We start from the raw sequence: 17,643 nt of genomic DNA, 5'->3' as shown, positions 1-17,643 counted from the left end.
GCAAGCAGGTCAGCGCCCGCGCAACCGCCGTACGAGAATGCTCGCGTCTCCGCGGGATTCGAGGTCGGCCAGCACGACGGCCACGGCCTCGCGCACGATCCGCCCCCGGTCGACGGCGAGTCCGTGTTCGCCGCGCAGCACCAGCCGGGCGTGTTCGAGGTCCATCAGTTCCTCGGCGGAGACATAAACGGTGATCTTCTCGTCGTGCCGCTCGCGCCCGCTGGGGCGGCGGGCCGCCCGGCTGCGGCGGGAGGCCGCCGGGGAGGCGGAGGCCGCCGGGGAAGCCGTTCCCGAAGCACCGGCCGACTGGCGGCCTTTGGCGGTGCCGCCGCGGCGCCCGGCGCGCTCGCCGGGCGCCGGACCCGCCTGTTGGGGCGGTGCGGTCCGCTGGTCGTCGGCCGTGGCCGTGCCGCGCGCACCGCGCGCGGTGCGCCGTGCGCCGGCGGTCGCGGCGCTGCCGGGCTCGCCACCGGACTCGTCGGCCGCGGAGCGCTCGACACCGCCGGTCTCCGGAACCGGCTCGGAGGCGGGAGCGGGCACCTTGGGGCCGGGAGCGGCGGGGCCCACCGAAGACTGCGCCGGGGCCTCGCCGTTCGCCCGGCCGACCTGCCCGGACCGCTCCTCCTGCGGCGCGGACGGCTGTACGGCGGCACCGCCTGTCGTACGGAACAATTCGTCGGCTGCCGGGAGACTCACTCGGCGTGGCACCGGGCGAGCACCTCCCTGGCGAGCTGGCGATAGGCGGCGGCGCCGACGGAGTTGGAGGCGTACGTCGTGATCGGCTCACCCGCGACGGTGGTCTCGGGGAAGCGGACGGTGCGCCCGATGACGGTGTGGTAGACGTTGTCGTCGAACGCCTCGACCACCCGGGCGAGCACCTCGCGGCTGTGCACGGTCCGCGAGTCGTACATCGTCGCCAGGATGCCGTCCAGCTCCAGCTCCGGGTTGAGCCGCTCCTGGACCTTCTCGATCGTCTCGGTCAGCAGCGCGACACCGCGCAGTGCGAAGAACTCGCACTCCAGCGGGACGATCACCTTGTGCGCCGCGGTGAGCGCGTTGACGGTGAGCAGGCCGAGCGAGGGCTGGCAGTCGATGACGATGAAGTCGTAGTCGTTGAGCAGCGGACCCAGCGCGCGCTGGAGCGTCGACTCGCGGGCCACCTCGCTGACGAGCTGCACCTCGGCCGCCGACAGGTCGATGTTGCTGGGCAGCAGGTCCATCCCGGCCACCGCGGTCTTCAGCAGCACCTCGTCGGGGGCCAGGCCGCGCTCCATCAGGAGGTTGTAGACCGTCAGGTCCAGTTCCATCGGGTTGACGCCGAGGCCGACCGAGAGAGCACCCTGCGGGTCGAAGTCGACCAGCAGCACGCGCCGTCCGTACTCCGCGAGCGCCGCACCCAGGTTGATGGTCGACGTCGTCTTGCCGACGCCGCCCTTCTGGTTGCACATGGCGATGATCTTGGCCGGGCCGTGCTCGTTCACCGGGCCGGGGATCGGGAAGTAGGGCAGCGGGCGTCCGGTCGGGCCGATGCGCTCCCGGCGCTGCCGCGCGGCATCGGGCGCGAGCGTGGCCGCGTACTCCGGATCGGGTTCGTACTCCGCGTCCGGGTCGTAGAAGTGGCCCTCGGGCAGCTCGCCCTGGTTGGGGTCGTAGTGCGGGTCACTGTAGTCGGCGAAACGCTCGGCGGACGGACCGTTCGCAGCGTCGCCGGCCGTGGCGTTCACGTGGTGGCCGTCCGTGCTCTGGTTGGCTGTCATGGTGGGCGTCGGGTTCTGGTGGGCTGCGAAGGTGCGGACAGCGACGGAGCCGACACCCTCGGGTCCTGTGGGACCTGAGGACCCCTGGCCTCGTACAGGCGCTCCTGGTTGACCACCCCCGGGAGAAAATGTCGACTCGTTCACAAGTCGTCGTACCTCCTTGGTGACCAGGAAATTTCTCAACAGGTCAGCGTGACACCATGCCGACGGTTGGCGACTCTATGGCGTGTCGGCGGTCCGCAGCAACACAATCCGCCTCAGACGGCCCGATGTGTCGGTATGCGGACCCCCTGCTGTCAAGAGGCTCCCGGGTGACGTCGGGGTGGTTTCGCCGGTGGGCAAAAAGGTTGGACAGTTACGTTAAGGGCAAGTCGGGTCGCCGTCCCGCGGACACGACGACGTCACCGTCCGGACCTTCCCTCCAAGGCCCGGACGGTGACGTGAGGTTGCCGACGTTGACGCCGGGAGTTGACCCGGCCGCGGGTTCTCCCGGCCCCGCCGGCGGTGCGCCGGCCGGCTCGGCGGCTCAGCCCAGCAGCGTCGCGATGTCCCGCACCGGCAGGTCGTGCGCCTCGCCCACCGGGCCGTAAGTGACCTCGCCGTCGTGCGCGTTGAGGCCCTTGGCCAGAGCCGGGTCGCGGCGCAGCGCCTCCCGCCAGCCGCGGTTGGCCAGCTCGACGATGTACGGAAGCGTCGCGTTGGTCAGCGCGTGCGTGGAGGTGTTCGGCACGGCGCCGGGCATGTTGGCGACGCAGTAGAAGACCGAGTCGTGGACACGGAAGGTCGGCTCGGCGTGCGTGGTCGGCCGCGAGTCCTCGAAGCAGCCGCCCTGGTCGATCGCGATGTCGACAAGGACACTTCCCGGCTTCATCCGGGAGACCAGCTCGTTGCTGATCAGCTTCGGGGCCTTGGCGCCCGGGATCAGCACGGCACCGACCACCAGATCCGCCTCGAGCACCGCACGCTCCAGCTCGAAGGCGTTGGAGGTGATGGTGCGCACCCGGGTGCCGAAGATCCTGTCGGCCTCACGGAGCTTGTTGACGTCCTTGTCCAGCAGGGTGACGTGGAAGCCGAGGCCGACCGCGATCTGGGTGGCGTTCCAGCCGGAGACCCCGCCGCCGATCACGACGGCGCGGCCGGGGTTCACCCCGGGCACCCCGCCGGGCAGCACACCGCGGCCGCCCGCGGAGGCCATCAGATGGTAGGCGCCGACCTGCGGCGCGATCCGGCCCGCGACCTCGGACATCGGGGCGAGCAGCGGAAGGGTGCGGTTGGCCGGCTCGACGGTCTCGTAGGCGATGGCCGTGGTGCCCGACTCCAGCAGCGCGTCGGTGCACTCACGCGAGGCGGCCAGGTGCAGGTAGGTGAAGAGGGTCTGGTCCTTGCGGAGCCGGTGGTACTCCTCGGCCACCGGCTCCTTGACCTTCAGCAGCAGGTCGGCGGTGGCCCACACCTCGTCCGCCGTGCCCAGGATGGTGGCACCGGCACCGGTGTACTCGGCGTCCGGGATGGAGGAGCCGACTCCGGCGTCCTTCTCCACGTACACGTCGTGGCCGTTCCGCACCAGTTCGTTCACCCCGGCCGGGGTGATGGCGACACGGAACTCGTTGTTCTTGACCTCGCGGGGGATACCGACCTTCACGTCGATCACGGTCCTTCACTCAGGGGTGCAGAAGGCAGAGAAAGCCGGGTCGCGCATGCTCGAAAACACCGGGGGGACCGCGGCTCGACCAGTCTAATGAAGGAGGCTGAGCTGTCCAGCCTTACAAACAGTCGATCTTTTTCGAGATTGCTATGTGATTCGCAGGTTCTCGATGGAGGGCCGCGAGAGCGCCCCATCGGGCACCACGAACCGTCGCCGAGTGGCGCATGTCACACCCTGCTGGGGGCCGGAAATTCGTTCCGTTTCCACCCCTCGCCCCGGTCCGTCCCCAGCCCGGCCCGGTTCCGGCTCCCCGCCCTGCGGCTTCCGGTTCCGTGCCCGGGGCCGGGAGCTCGGGGCACGGCGGGGTCGGCTCGCGGGCTCGGACTCCAGGCAGGGCCGGCTGCGGGCCCGGCGGCGCCGCTCCGGGCTCGGGCCCGCTCCCGGGCCCGGCCGGTTCTCAATCCCCGGCGGCCCCGGCGGCCCCGGCAGCCCCGGTGGAGCCCGCCGCGGGGCGCCGCAGCCGCGCGGCCGCCGTCCGGTACCGCCGGGCGTCCCGCAGGCTCCCGGCCCGCTCGCACGCCTCCGCCGCCCACAGCGCCAGTTCCGTCGCCAGCCGGACGTCCCCCGCACCCCGGGAGACCTCGCACGCCTGACCCCAGGTGCGCAGCGCGTCCGTCCGGCGCCCCGACTGCTCCTGCACCGCCGCCACCTCGGCCAGCGCCCGCGCCCGCGCGGCCGGCTCCCGGAGCCTGCGGAAAGCGGCCGCCGCGGCCCGCCACGCCCGCAGCGCCTCCTGCGGGCGCGCCGCCCGGGTGTGCACGGCGCCGATCCGGCCGTGCAACCGCGCCACCGCCGCCCGGTCCGCGAATTCGTCCCGGGCCAGCCGCAGCGCCAGCGCCCGGCCGTACCAGTCGGCGGCCCGGTCCCAGTCGGCCAGCTCCGCGTAGCCGTCGCCCAGCGACTCCAGGGCCCGGCCCGCCGCCCACTCGTCCTCGCCCTCCCGCGCCGCGTCCAGCGCCGCGCGGTAGCGGACGAGGGCCTCCGCCCAGCGGTCCGTGCGCGCATCCAGGTCCCCGAGGTTGAGCAGCGCGGCGGCACGCTCCCGGTGCCTGCCGTTGCGCTCGGCCACCAGCAGCACCAGTTCGTGCAGTTCGTAGCGGTCGGACGCCGCCTGCTCGGGCGCCTCGTGCGCGTCGAAGGCCCGGGCCAGTGCCGACACCAGGCGGCGGGCCAGCGTGTCGAGCTCCCCCGCGCCGTCCGCGACGGCCGCCCGGACGGCCGACAGCAGCGCCGGACGCCGCGTGCGCAGCCAGTTCCGCGCCTCCAGGGGGTGCAGGAAGCGCAGCGCGCGCGGCATTCCCGCCAGTTGCCGGCGTGCCTCGGACCCCGGCGGTTCGCACACCGCGCGACACGCCTGGAGCCGGCTGACCAGCCGCTCCAGCATCCGCGCCCGGGCCAGCAGCACCTCGTTCGGCTGCTCGTGCGCGGCCGACGCGGCGCGCAGCAGCGGATCCAGACACCCCGGAACCTGGTAGTGGCCGGAGTCGAGCGGACGCAGCAGACCGAGCCGCACATAGTCGTCCAGCGCCGCCTGCGCGGTACTCAGCGAGCAGCCGCCGAGCGCGGAGGCGAGCTGCGGATCGACGAACCCCGCCGGTGCGAGGGCGAGCAGCCGCAGCAGACGCCCCAGCGGACGCGGGAGGGAGTCGTGGACGAGCCAGAACGTCCGCTCCAGCGGGTCCGGGGCCGCCGGGATCCGCGCGGAGTGCGCCTCCTCCGGCACCGGCGGACCGCTTTCGGCCAACGCCCGGGAGGCGTCGAGCAGCGACAGCTTGGGATGGGCGCCGAGCCAGCCGCTCAGCAGCGTGAGCGGCGCCGGGAGGGCACCGCACTGCTCGACCAGTGTCTCGGCGCTGCGCGGGTCCACGGTGACCCGGGGCGAGGAGCCGGCATGACGGGACATCAGCGCCACGGCACTCGCGCGGTCGAGACCGCCGAGGGCGCACGGGCGGACGTCGGGCACCTCGGTGAGCGGCCCCGAGGAGACGGCGACCACCAGGCAGTCGCGGCTCTCCGGCGCCAGGTCGAGGAGCTGCTCGGAGTCGGCCACGTCGTCGAGGAACAGCAGGACCCGGCCGCGGCGCTCGAGTGCGGAGCGCAGCGCCTCGGCGACGTCCGCCGGGTCGGCACCGGGCGGCGGATCCTGGCCCGCCGCGTCCTCCTCGGGGCGGCGCGCGGTGCCGGGCCCGGCACTCCGCGCCAGGGAGGCCAGCAGGTCCCGGGCGGTGCGCTCGGTGGGAACCGGGGTCCCGCCCGGCTCGGTGAGCCGGGCCCGCAGCACCCCGCCGGGATAGCGGTCGGCCACCTGCCGGACGAACTCCTCGGCCAGGGTGGTGCGGCCCGATCCGGCCGCCCCCGCGATCAGCAGCACCCGGCTCTGCGGGAGCGGGCGCCCGGACATGGTGTGCAGCCCGGCGCTCTCCAGGTCGGCGCGCAGCGCGCGCAGTTCGCGGTCGCGACCCGTGCAGGAGTGGGGGCCCGGCCCCGCGGTCGCGGGCTGCACCGCCTGATCTGTCACGGGCTACGCTCCCGTTCGCTGTTCACCTGGTGTGTGCGCGGACGAATACCGCGAGCGTAGTTCACCGCGGGCCGCCGACCGGTGCGAACGGGCGCCGCGCCCGCCCCGGGAATCACCACATCGGCTCAGGTCGGCCGGATCGGACGCCCCCGGGGCCGGGAGCCCCGCACCGGGCGGACCACCGGGATGCGGCCGCCGCGCCTTGGACGGGCCCGCGCGAGGCGGTGGGGTGCGGGGCGCGAAGCGCGGGGGCGGCTCCCGCGGGCGGCTACATCGGGTCGAAGGGCCGGGCGGGCCAGGGGGCTTGGGCGGGACGCAGCGCGCCCAGACCGCCGCCGCTGGAGAGCGCGGCGCTCAGCGCCAGGCACCCGACCACGAGGCAGTTGTTGTGCAGCTGCCCGGCGAGCGCCCCCCGCACCAGTTCCTCCATCGGCACCCTGGCCAGCTCCATGTCGGCCTCTTCCCCGGAGACCTCGAAGCGCGCCCCCTCGGCCTCGGACAGCCGCCGGGCCAGGAAGATCCGCACGGCTTCGTCGCTGCCGCCGGGGGTGGTGTAGACGTCGACCAGGACCCGCCAGTCCTCGGCCTGGACGTGGGCCTCCTCGTACAGCTCCCGCTGCGCGGCGGCCAGCGGGTTCTCGCCGGGGACGTCCAGCAGCCCGGCCGGGATCTCCCACAGCTTCTCGCGGACGGGGTGCCGGTACTGGCTGAGGACCAGCACGTGGTCCTGGTCGTCCAGGGCCAGCACGGCGACCGAACCGGGGTGGGTCTGGTAGTCGCGGCTGACGGCGACCCCGTCGGGCATGACGACGTGGTCGGTGCGGACCCCCGTCTTGGCGCCCTGGAACGGTGTGGCGGTCGCGGTGACCTCCCACTCCTCGGGAGTGTCGGCGATACGGGACGCGGACACGGCGCTCACTCCCCCTGCTGGCGCGCCACGGCGGCCTTGACCAGGCCGGCGAAGAGCGGGTGCGGGCGGGTCGGCCGGGAGCGCAGCTCGGGGTGCGCCTGGGTACCGACCAGGTAGGGGTGCACCTCGCGCGGGTACTCGACGTACTCGACCAGCTTGTTGTCCGGCGAGGTGCCGGAGAAGACCAGTCCGGCCTTCTTCTCCAGCTCGGTGCGGTAGTGGTTGTTGACCTCGTAGCGGTGGCGGTGGCGCTCCTCGACGTAGGGCTCGCCGCCGTAGGTCTCGCGCACGATGGAGCCGTCGGCGAGCTTGGCCGGGTACATGCCCAGCCGCATGGTGCCGCCCATGTCGCCCTCGCCCGCGACGATGTCGAGCTGCTCCTCCATGGTGGAGATGACCGGGTGGGCGGTGCCCTGGTCGAACTCGGTGGAGTTGGCGTCCTCGATGCCCGCCAGGTTGCGGGCGCCCTCGACGACGATGCACTGCAGCCCCAGGCAGAGGCCGAGCAGGGGAACGCGGTGCTCGCGGGCGTAGGTGATGGCGCCGACCTTGCCGTCCACACCGCGCTCGCCGAATCCGCCGGGGATGCAGACGGCGTCGCAGTCGCCGAGTTCGCGCTCGGCGCCCTCCGGGGTGCGGCAGTCGTCGGAGGTGACCCACTTGATCTTGACGCGGGCCCGGTTGGCGAAGCCGCCCGCCCGCAGCGCCTCGGTGACCGACAGATAGGCGTCGGGCAGGTCGATGTACTTGCCGACCAGGGCGACCTGCACCTCGTGGTCCGGCTGGTGGACCCGGCGCAGCAGGTCGTCCCACTGGGTCCAGTCCACGTCCCGGAAGGGCAGGTCCAGCTTGCGGACGACGTAGGCGTCCAGGCCCTCGGAGTGCACGACCTTGGGGATGTCGTAGATGGAGCGCGCGTCCTTGCAGGCGACCACGGCGGCGTCGTCCACGTCGCACATCAGCCCGATCTTCCGCTTGATGGAGACGGGCACGTCGCGGTCGGCCCGCAGCACGATGGCGTCGGGCTGGATGCCGATGTTGCGCAGCGCGGCGACCGAGTGCTGGGTGGGCTTGGTCTTCAGCTCCCCGGAGGGGCCGATGTAGGGCAGCAGGGAGATGTGGACGACGAAGACGTTGTCCCGGCCGACCTCGTGCCGGACCTGGCGGACGGCCTCCAGGAAGGGCAGCGACTCGATGTCGCCGACGGTGCCGCCGACCTCGGTGATGACGACGTCCACGTCGTCGGTGGCCATCCGGCGGATGCGGTGCTTGATCTCGTTCGTGATGTGCGGGATGACCTGCACGGTGTCGCCCAGGTACTCGCCGCGCCGCTCCTTGGCGATGACCGTGGAGTAGACCTGGCCGGTGGTGACGTTGGCGCTGCCGTCGAGGTCGACGTCGAGGAAGCGCTCGTAGTGGCCGATGTCCAGGTCGGTCTCGGCACCGTCGTTGGTGACGAACACCTCACCGTGCTGGAAGGGGTTCATCGTGCCCGGGTCGACGTTCAGGTAGGGGTCGAGCTTCTGCATGGTCACCCGCAGGCCGCGCGCCTTCAGGAGCGCGCCCAGGCTGGAGGCGGTGAGCCCCTTGCCGAGCGAGGAGGCGACACCCCCGGTGACGAAGAGGTGCTTGGTCGTCATGGACGTAGGCGGCATGGCCAAGAGGGGGCTCCCGTGGTCGCTTGGTGGGGTGCGATGGCTGCGTCCCGGATGGGTGGCCCGGGTGGCCTCGCTGCGGTTCGGGGGGCTGCCGTCTCGAACACTTCGCGTTCGCGCGCCCACCGCTCCACGGGCTACCAGCGTAACAGTGCCGAGGGGGCGGTGCCGCTGCCGAGGCCCGTCGGCGGGTGGGCGTCGCGACCGGGTGCGCCCCAGGGTGACGGGAGAGTCGCAGCAGGTGAAGCCCTCGGTCAAGCTCACCCCATCGGCGCAGCCGGACTCAGCCGACCGTCGGGCGGAAGGGATCGCTGCGTCGTATCCTGCACGGACACTTGCCTGGGGACAGGCAGAAACTCACAGGTCATCCAGCACGTCCCGCGGGGGCGTCGCAGTTCGTTCGACTGGAGATGCACGTGGCTGGGCGCATCGAAGATTACGCACTCATCGGGGATATGCAGACTGCGGCCCTGATCGGCAGGGACGGCTCGGCCGACTGGCTCTGCCTACCCCGCTTCGACTCCCATGCGGTGTTCGCCGGGCTGCTCGGCACCGAGGAGCACGGGTTCTGGCGGGTGGGTCCGGCGCACCCGGCCGGCGGCGACCCGCCACCGGCCGACCGCCGCCGCTACCGGGGGGACTCCCTCGTACTGGAATCGGAGTGGGACACCCCGCGGGGTACCGTCCGGATCATCGACTTCATGCCTCCGCGGGAGAACCACGCACCGCAGTTGGTGCGCATCGTGGAGGGCGTCAGCGGGCGGGTGCGGATGCGCTCGGCGCTGCGGATGCGGTTCTCCTACGGCTGGGTGGTGCCGTGGGTGCACAAGGAGGGCCGGCGCACGGTCGCCGTCGCCGGACCGGACTCGGTCTGGCTGGACACCGAGGCCGACACCTACGGCAAGGACCTGACGACCTACTCCGACTTCACCGTCGGCCCCGGCGACCGGGTGGCGTTCACCATCAGCTGGGAGGCGTCGCACCGGCCCGCGCCGGAGCTTCCCGAGCCGGAGGAGGCGCTGCGCACCACCGAGGACTTCTGGCGCGAGTGGGTCGAGACCTGCACGTACCACGGGCCCTACCGGGAGGCCGTGGTGCGCTCGCTGATCACGCTCAAGGCGCTGACCTACGCGCCCACCGGCGGTATCGTCGCCGCGCCGACGACCTCGCTGCCGGAGGAGATCGGCGGGGTACGGAACTGGGACTATCGCTTCACCTGGCTGAGGGACGCGGCCATCACCCTCTCCTCCCTCCTGCGCACCGGGTACCGCGAGGAGGCCCGCGCGTGGCGCGAGTGGCTGCTGCGGGCGGTCGCGGGCGACCCGGAGAACCTCCAGATCATGTACGGCATCGCGGGCGAACGCGAGCTTTCCGAGGCCGAGTTGAGCTGGCTGCCGGGGTACGAGGGCTCCAAGCCGGTGCGGGTCGGCAACGGCGCGGCGGGCCAGCTCCAGCTCGATGTGTACGGCGAGATGGTCGAGGCGCTGCACCTGGGCCATATGACGGGCCTGGCGCGCAACGACTACGCCCAGCTGCTCCAGCTCAAGCTGATCGGCTACCTGGAGGACCACTGGGAGGAGAAGGACGAGGGCATCTGGGAGGTGCGCGGCCCGCGCCGGCACTTCGTGCACTCCAAGGTGATGGCCTGGGTGGCCGTCGACCGCACGGTCAAGCTCATCGAGTCGGGCGACGTGGACGGGCCGCTGGAGCGGTGGCGCAACCTGCGGGACGAGATCCACCGCCAGGTCTGCGAGAAGGGCTACGACAAGGAGCGGAACACCTTCACCCAGTCCTACGGCTCCAAGGAGCTGGACGCCTCGCTGCTGCTGATCCCGCAGATGGGCTTCCTGCCGCCGGACGACAAGCGGGTGATCGGCACCATCGAGGCCATCCAGCGGGAGTTGACCACCGAGGACGGCTTCGTGCTGCGCTACCCCACCAGCAGCGAGGCGGGCGCCGACGGCACGGCCGAGAACGTGGACGGCCTCGCGGGTGAGGAGGGGGCCTTCCTGGCCTGCTCCTTCTGGCTCGCCGACGACCTGGCGATGATCGGCCGGGTGGACGAGGCCCGGAAACTGTTCGAGAAGCTGCTGGCACTGCGCAACGACGTCGGTCTGCTGGCGGAGGAGTGGGACTCGGCGCGCCAGCGGCAGGTCGGCAACTTCCCGCAGGCGTTCAGCCACGTCCCCCTGATCGACACCGCGCTGCGGCTGACCGCATCAGGGGCGTACGGGGTCTGACCGTACGCCCCGTTTCGGGTGCCCTGCGCGCATGCGCGCAGGGCGGCTCACGGTAGGGGCGCCGGTCGTCGGATCTCGCGGTACCCGCCGCCCGGCGTCGGCGGTCGGCGCCGGGCTCAGCGATCCGCGGCGGCGCGGGTCACCTCGTCGTACACGCTGAGGACCAGCGCGGCTGTGTCGTCCTCGCCGGGCCAGGTGCGCGCCCGGGCACGTCCCGCCGCACCCAGCGCGGCACGGCGGGCCGGATCGGCCAGCAGGCCCAGTACGGCGGAGGCGAGCGAGTCGGCGTCACCGCAGGGGACCAGTACGGCGGCGGTGCCGACCAGTTCGGGAACGCCGCCGCTCGCCGCGGCGACCAGTGGCACGCCCGCGCGCAGGGCTTCCTGGGCGACCAGCGACGGCCCCCGGCAACGGGTGGGCTGCAGCGCGATGTCGGCCTCCGCCAGCAGCCGCAGTGCGTCGTCCCGCCGTCCCAGCAGCCGTACCGGCAGCTTCTCCTCGTCGATACGGCGCTGCAGCGCGTCCCGCCCGGGACCCTCCCCCGCGACGGCGAGCAGTGGTGCGGGGGTGAGGCCACGCCAGGCGCGGGCGGCGGTCAGCGCGGTGTCGTGGCCGCGCCGCCCGTCCAGCCGGCCGACGGCCATCAGCAGCGGCCGGTCAGCGGCCCCGATACCGGCGCGCGCCGTGCTGCGGAGCGCGTCCTGGGCTGCCGCGTCCTCCCGGTCCGGCGGCGGCACGGCCCCGGTCAGCGGGACGGGTGCCGGTGCGAGACGTGCGTCGCGGGCTCCGCTGCGGCGCGCGGCGTCGACGAGTTCGGTGGTGGTCCCCAGGACGACGGTCGCGGCACGGGCCACCCGCCGGAGCAGGAGCCGGGTCACCAGGTCGTGGGCGGCGTCCGCCGGTGAGGCGTGTCCGGGTCCGGCGCGCGGCAGTGCGTGCCAGGTGACGACGAGCGGCACCGGGCCACGCCGTCTGCCGAGCGCGAGGGCGGCCAGCAGTCCGGCGCGCAGGCCGTGCGCGTGGACGAGGTCGGCTTCCGCGCAGACCGCGCGCAGCCGGGCCGCCGCCTCGGCCTCCGAACGGCCGGGGAGGGCGGTGAACTCCGCGCCGGTTCCGGTGAACGAGTGCCGCAGTGCTTCGTCGTGCCGGGTGCACACCGTCACCCGCACCCCGCGCGCGGTCAGTCCCCGGGCGAGCGAGCGCGCGTGGGCCGCCGTACGCGCCGAGGGTACGTATGTCCCGTCGGCCGCCGGGCCGCCCCCGAGCACATGCACGGCGTGCGGCGGCCGTGCACCGACCGCGGGCCGGCGCGCGGTGTGGGTACGGCTCGGGCTCACGGCGGTCGGGCTCCCTGGCTCGGGGGTGGGCGCATGCGTGCCCAGGATGCCAGCCGAACCGGGACCGGCACGCCGCCGTGCGGACCGCGGCGCCGCCACGCAGGGCGTACACCCCACGCTCTCACTCACACGAGTGAAAGCGTGCGAAGCCAAGTCGTGCGCCCCCAGCGCACGCTCCCCTCGCGGGGCCGGGCGCACGGCGTCCCGCCCCGCGGACGGTGCCGCCGACCGTGCGGACCCGGCCGGACGCCGAGCGGCTCACGGCCGGGAACGGCGCGCCACCGGGCGACGCGCCGGAGCGGCAGCCCCGGCCGCCGCCGCACCCGCACGGCGGCTCACAGACCGCCGCGGGCCGCCTCCAGGAGTTCCTCGGCGTGTGCCCGGGCGAGTTCGGAGTCCTCCTGGCCGGCGAGCATCCGGGACAGCTCGCGCACCCGCTCCTCGCCCTCCATGACACGGACACCACTGCGGGTCACCGACCCGTCGTCGGTCTTCTGCACCACCAGGTGCCGGTCGGCGAACGCTGCCACCTGCGGGAGGTGCGTGACCACCACGACCTGCGCCGACCGGGCCAGCCGCGCCAGCCGGCGTCCGACCTCGACCGCCGCCTTGCCTCCGACACCCGCGTCGACCTCGTCGAACAGATAGGTCGGCACCGGATCGGAGTCGGCGAAGACCACTTCCACGGCGAGCATCACCCGGGACAGCTCGCCGCCGGAGGCGCCCTTGGCGACGGGCCGGGGCGGCGCGCCCGGGTGCGGGGCGAGCAGCAGTTCGACCTCGTCCGTGCCGTGCGGCCCGAAGGCCACCGCGCGTCCGTCGACCTCGATGCCGTCCGGGTCCTCGGTGTGCTTGAGCGCGAAGCTGACCCGGGCGTGCGGCATGGCCAGCTCGGCCAGTTCCCCGGTCACCGCGTCCGCGAACCGCTTGGCGGCGTCCGCACGCGCCTCGCCGAGCGTACGGGCGAGGGAGCCGAGCTCGGCACGGAGCGCGTCCCGCTCGGCACCCAGCTCGCCGATCCGGTCGTCGTCGCCCTCCAGCTCGGCCAACCGCTCCGCGCCCTCCCGGGCCCAGCCGAGTACGGCGGCGATGTCCTCGCCGTACTTGCGGGTGAGCTGCGCGAGTGCGGCACGGCGCTCCTCGACCGCGGCCAGGCGGAGCGGATCGGCGTCCAGGTCGTCGGCGTACCCGGCCAGTTCGCCCGCGATGTCGGAGAGCAGGATGTGCACCTCGCCCAGCCGGTCGGCGAGCGTGGCCAGCGCCGGATCGTGCGCGCGCACCGCCTCCAGCGCACGGTGCGCCCCGGCGACCAGAGTGGCCGCGTCGACACCTTCCGGGTCGGCGGGGTCCCCGGCCAGCGCACCGTGCGCGGTGGTGGCGGCGGAGGCCAGCGCCTCGGCATGGCCCAGCCGTTCGGCCTCGGCCGCCAGCTCGGTGTCCTCCCCGGTCCGCGGCTCGGCGGCCTCGACCTCCTGGATCCCGAACCGCAGCAGATCCGCCTCCTGGGCACGTTCGCGGGCCCGGGCGGACAGCTCCTCCCACTCGGCGGCGACAGCCCGCAGCCTGCGGTACGCCTCCTGGTAGGCGGCCAGCGGCCGGGCCACGGCCTCGCCCGCGTAGCGGTCCAGCGCCTCGCGCTGCCGCGCGGTGCGCAGCAGGCCCTGCTGATCGGTCTGGCCGTGCACGGCCACCAGATCGTCGCCCAACTCCGCGAGCAGCCCGGCCGGCACCGAACGCCCGCCCACGTGGGCCCGCGACCGCCCTTCGGCCGAGACGGTGCGGCTGAGCAGCAACGCCCCTTCGTCCAGCTCCGCGCCCGCTTCCTCGGCGCGGCGGGCCGCCGGCGCGTCCGGTGCCAGCGCGATCCGGCCCTCGACAAGGGCGGACCTGGCGCCGACCCGGACCAGCCCGGCGTCGGCACGCCCCCCGAGCAGCAGCCCGAGACTCGTGACGACCATGGTCTTCCCGGCGCCGGTCTCGCCGGTCACCGCGGTGAAGCCTGGGGACAGCTCGACAACGGCGTCGTCGATCACGCCCAGGGCTTTGATCCGCATCTCCTCCAACACGGATACGACCATACGAGGTCCCCGCGCACCGGCCACACCTGTGGTCCGGGTGGTAGCCGGATCGTGGGGCGGCACCGCAGGGGAACTCGACCCGGGTTGCACCGGCATATCCGTTTCCTCCCCCGCCGTCTCGATCCCGACTCCCCCAGTGCCCTGCACGCGGTTCCCCGCCGCTCCGCTGCGGCACGCGCCGCCGCACGAGCCCGCGCCGGCGCCCCGCGCCGGGCCGCTCCCCTGTGGCAGGCCCCGCGCCGGGTCGTCGAAGCCCCGTCCGCCGGGCCGGGCGGACGGGGCTCCTCCGAGGACCTAGCGCGGCGCCCCCCGCCAGCCCGTGACGGGCAGCGCGAACTTGGCGACCAGGCGGTCGGTGAACGAGGCATGGTGCAGCCGCGCCAGCCGTACCGGCACCGCACCGCGCCGCACCTCCACCCGGGCCCCGGCGGGCAGTTCGACGCTGCGCCGCCCGTCGGCCCACAGCACCCCGTGCGGCGTCTGGGGCCGGACCTCGACGGCCAGCACCGAATCCGGCGCGGTCACCAGGGGCTTGGCGAACAGCGCGTGCGCGCTGATCGGCACCATCAGCAGCGCCTCGACCTCCGGCCACACCACCGGTCCCCCCGCGGAGAAGGCGTAGGCCGTGGAGCCGGTGGGGCTGGCGCACACCACGCCGTCCCCGCCGAAGCTGGAGACGGGCCGCCCGTCGACCTCGATGACCACCTCCAGCATCCGCTCGCGCGCGGCCTTCTCCACCGAGACCTCGTTCAGCGCCCAGTCGGCGTGCACCACCTGGCCGCTGCCGGGGCTGTGCGCACCGTGGCCGCCGTTGCGCACCAGCACGTCGAGGGTCATCCGCTCCTCGACCTCGTAGGCACGGGAGACCACGCGGTCCACGACCTGGTCCAGATCGTCGCGCTCGGCCTCGGCGAGGAAGCCGACCCGGCCGAGGTTGACGCCGAGCATCGGCACGCCCGAGGCGCGGGCGAACTCGGCACCGCGCAGCAGGGTGCCGTCCCCGCCGAGCACGACCAGCAGTTCGCAGCCCTCGGCCGCGTCCTGCCTGGCCGACACGGTCTGCACCCGCTCGGGCAGCGGCAGGTCGGCCGCCTCGTCGGCGAGCACCCGCACCCCGATCCCGCACCGCAGCAGCCCCTGGACAACGAGTTCGGCGCTGCGCACCGCGGCCGGTCTGCCGGTGTGCGCGAGCAGGAAGACCGTACGGTCCCCGCCCGCCACGCCGGGGTCCGGTGCACCGCCCCGGCGGTCACCGGGAGGGTGTGCTGGCTGCGTCGCTTCGCTGTCCTCGGTCACTTGGGCCCCTCCGCCACCGCTCGCTCGACTTCGGCCGGGTCGAGGGTGTCGGCCCCGGCACGCAGCCACAGAAAGTATTCGACGTTTCCCGAGGGCCCGGGCAGCGGACTCGAGGTGACGCCCAGCGCGCCCAGGCCCAGGGCCGCCGCGTGTCCGGCGACCGTTCGCACGGCCTCGGCGCGCAGCTCCGGGCTGCGGACGACACCTCCGCTGCCCAGCCGTTCCCTGCCCACTTCGAACTGCGGCTTCACCATCAGCACCAGATCCGCCTCGGGTACTGCGCAGCGGACCAGCGCGGGCAGGACGAGCCCCAGGGGGATGAACGACAGGTCACCGACGACGAGTTCCACCGGCTCGCCATCGAGGTCCTCCAACGTCAGTTCCCGGACATTCGTGCGGTCCTTGACGGTGACCCGCGGGTCGCTCCGCAGCGACCAGGCGAGCTGCCCGTAGCCCACGTCCACCGCGACCACCCGGTCCGCCCCGGCGCGCAGCAGCACGTCCGTGAAGCCGCCGGTGGAGGCGCCCGCGTCCAGCGCACGCCGGCCGGTCACCCGCAGTCCGCGCGGGCCGAACGCCTCCAGTGCTCCGGCGAGCTTGTGGCCGCCGCGCGAGACATAGCCCGGATCGCTCTCGTCCGCCTTGACGACCAGCGCGGCACTGGTCTCGACCTGGGTGGCGGACTTGGCCGCGACGTTGCCGCCGACCGTGACCCGGCCCGCGGCGATCAACTGGCCCGCGTGCTCCCGGGAGCGGGCGAGGTTGCGGCGTACCAGCTCCGCGTCGAGTCGGCGTCGTGCCACGGTTCAGCTCCGGGGTGTGTGGGGGCGGTCCAGCGCGGCCAGGCTCTCGCGCAGGCCGTCGTGGACATCTTCGTACACCTCCAGATGGCCGGAGACAGCGAGGTGGTCGGCGTCCTCCAGCCGCTTGAGCCGGGCGTCGACCGGGCCGTTTCCGGTGGGGCGCACACCCACGCCGAGGGGACGCGGGCCGTCCTCGGGCTCCTCCTCCGGCTCGGCGCCCGGCTCCTCGTCTCCACCCGGGGCGGCCTCCGACTCGCGTGCGCCCTCCGGCTCGGAGAGACCCGGGCCGCGGCGGACCCCGGGGTCCTCGGGGCCCGCCGGGGCCTGCCCGGGGTGCCCGTGCGGCTGATCGGGCCGCACCGTCTCGTCGTACCGCTCGGTGGCGCTCCCCGGGTGCTGCTCGGGGACGCGGCCGGGCCCGGGGCCCTGCGCGAACTCGCTCATGCCCCGACGCTACCCTCCGGGTCCGACAGAGCAGCCCGTCTCAGCGCCGTGCCGCGGGCACCACCAGCGGGGTGCCGGTCTCGGGATCGTCGATGACGCGGCAGGGCATGCCGAAGACCTCCGCCACCAGTTCCGCCGTGACGATCTCGCCGGGCTCGCCCTGTGCGACGATCCGGCCGTCCCGCATGGCGATCAGATGGGTGGCGTAGCGGGCCGCGTGGTTGAGGTCGTGCAGGACGGCGACCAGGGTGCGCCCCTCCTCCTCGTGCAGCCGGGCGCACAGGTCGAGGATCTCGACCTGGTGGGCGATGTCCAGGTAGGTGGTGGGCTCGTCCAGCAGCAGCAGCGGCGTCTGCTGCGCCAGCGCCATGGCGATCCACACGCGCTGGCGCTGGCCTCCGGACAGCTCGTCCACGAAGCGGTCCCCGAGGCCCTCGACGCCGGTGGCCGCCATGGACTCGGCCACCACCCGCTCGTCGTCGCGCGACCACTGCCGCAGCAGTCCCTGGTGCGGATAGCGGCCGCGGGCCACCAGGTCCGCGACGGTGATGCCGTCGGGCGCGGTGGACGACTGGGGCAGCAGGCCGAGGGTGCGGGCGAGCGACTTGGCCGGCAGGCCCGCGATGTCGCTGCCGTCCAGCAGCACCTTCCCGCGGGTGGGTTTGAGCATCCGCGAGAGTGCGCGCAGCAGCGTCGACTTGCCGCACGCGTTGGGGCCGACGACCACGGTGAAGGAGCGGTCGGGTACGGCCACGTCCAGCTCGCGGGCGATGGTGCGCTGGTCGTAGGCGAGGGTGAGGTCGTGCCCGGTCAGCCGGGGTTCCCCGGCCGCCGGTCCGGCGGCGGCAGCGGTCCGCGCCCGGTCGGCCTGTGTCGCGGTCTTCATCGTGTCCCCGCCTC

13 protein-coding genes are annotated in these 17,643 nt (G+C 73.9%); 1 reads left to right on the top strand and 12 read right to left on the bottom strand.

Translation table 11 applies throughout. From position 1 onward, the window contains the following. Positions 1-9: 9 nt before the first annotated feature. The 6 genes from ACFYNS_RS16885 to ACFYNS_RS16860 all read right to left on the bottom strand — a co-directional run bounded on the left by ACFYNS_RS16885 (position 10) and on the right by ACFYNS_RS16860 (position 8,545). A complete protein-coding gene (locus ACFYNS_RS16885; protein ID WP_388603537.1) occupies positions 10-696 on the bottom strand; it encodes a hypothetical protein in 687 nt (228 codons plus the stop codon). Then, positions 693-1,757: a ParA family protein gene (locus tag ACFYNS_RS16880; protein ID WP_388549572.1), complete on the bottom strand. Its 1,065-nt coding sequence runs from the start codon at positions 1,755-1,757 to the stop codon at positions 693-695. Before ACFYNS_RS16880 ends, ACFYNS_RS16885 begins: the two co-directional genes overlap by 4 nt. 526 nt (positions 1,758-2,283) lie before the next feature. Beyond that, positions 2,284-3,399 (bottom strand): alanine dehydrogenase, encoded by a 1,116-nt coding sequence (gene ald, locus ACFYNS_RS16875; protein ID WP_360300223.1) that lies wholly within the window; start codon positions 3,397-3,399, stop codon positions 2,284-2,286. 460 nt (positions 3,400-3,859) lie between these two features. Next, positions 3,860-5,980 carry an AAA family ATPase gene (locus ACFYNS_RS16870; protein ID WP_388603536.1) on the bottom strand — a complete coding sequence of 707 codons (2,121 nt, stop codon included), beginning with the start codon at positions 5,978-5,980 and terminating at the stop codon, positions 3,860-3,862. Between the two features lie 268 nt (positions 5,981-6,248). Continuing rightward, a complete protein-coding gene (locus tag ACFYNS_RS16865; protein WP_360300210.1) occupies positions 6,249-6,890 on the bottom strand; it encodes an NUDIX hydrolase in 642 nt (213 codons plus the stop codon). A gap of 5 nt (positions 6,891-6,895) precedes the next feature. Next, a complete protein-coding gene (locus ACFYNS_RS16860) occupies positions 6,896-8,545 on the bottom strand; it encodes a CTP synthase (protein ID WP_388603533.1) in 1,650 nt (549 codons plus the stop codon). A 410-nt stretch (positions 8,546-8,955) separates the two neighbouring features. Between ACFYNS_RS16860 and ACFYNS_RS16855 the strand changes: the two genes are divergently transcribed. Further along, entirely contained in the window at positions 8,956-10,785 is a 1,830-nt protein-coding gene (locus ACFYNS_RS16855; protein WP_075000609.1) for a glycoside hydrolase family 15 protein, read from the top strand. Positions 10,786-10,901: 116 nt separating this feature from the next. Here ACFYNS_RS16855 and ACFYNS_RS16850 read toward each other — a convergent pair whose 3' ends face one another. The 6 genes from ACFYNS_RS16850 to ACFYNS_RS16825 form a co-directional block, all read right to left on the bottom strand. Continuing rightward, on the bottom strand, positions 10,902-12,122 hold the full coding sequence (locus tag ACFYNS_RS16850; protein WP_388603530.1) for a glycosyltransferase family 4 protein: 1,221 nt from the start codon (positions 12,120-12,122) through the stop codon (positions 10,902-10,904). A 335-nt stretch (positions 12,123-12,457) separates the two neighbouring features. Then, the gene (gene recN / locus ACFYNS_RS16845; RefSeq protein WP_360299953.1) at positions 12,458-14,200 is read right to left on the bottom strand and encodes a DNA repair protein RecN; all 1,743 of its coding nucleotides are present in this window, start codon (positions 14,198-14,200) and stop codon (positions 12,458-12,460) included. Positions 14,201-14,494: 294 nt separating this feature from the next. After that, complete coding sequence (locus ACFYNS_RS16840) at positions 14,495-15,421, bottom strand: NAD kinase (RefSeq protein ID WP_360299956.1); 927 nt, start codon at positions 15,419-15,421, stop codon at positions 14,495-14,497. Between the two features lie 71 nt (positions 15,422-15,492). Continuing rightward, complete coding sequence (locus tag ACFYNS_RS16835) at positions 15,493-16,299, bottom strand: TlyA family RNA methyltransferase (protein ID WP_360299959.1); 807 nt, start codon at positions 16,297-16,299, stop codon at positions 15,493-15,495. A 3-nt stretch (positions 16,300-16,302) separates the two neighbouring features. Further along, positions 16,303-16,743: a hypothetical protein gene (locus tag ACFYNS_RS16830; protein ID WP_360299962.1), complete on the bottom strand. Its 441-nt coding sequence runs from the start codon at positions 16,741-16,743 to the stop codon at positions 16,303-16,305. A gap of 40 nt (positions 16,744-16,783) precedes the next feature. Next, positions 16,784-17,629, bottom strand: coding sequence for an ABC transporter ATP-binding protein (locus tag ACFYNS_RS16825; protein ID WP_388603526.1), 846 nt, complete (start codon positions 17,627-17,629; stop codon positions 16,784-16,786). Between the last annotated feature and the right edge of the window lie 14 nt (positions 17,630-17,643).

This window comes from Streptomyces sp. NPDC006925 (genome assembly GCF_042869575.1).
Taxonomy (GTDB): domain Bacteria; phylum Actinomycetota; class Actinomycetes; order Streptomycetales; family Streptomycetaceae; genus Streptomyces.
The sequence above is the reverse complement of the archived record's forward strand: the minus strand, read 5'-3'. Positions and strand labels throughout refer to the sequence as shown.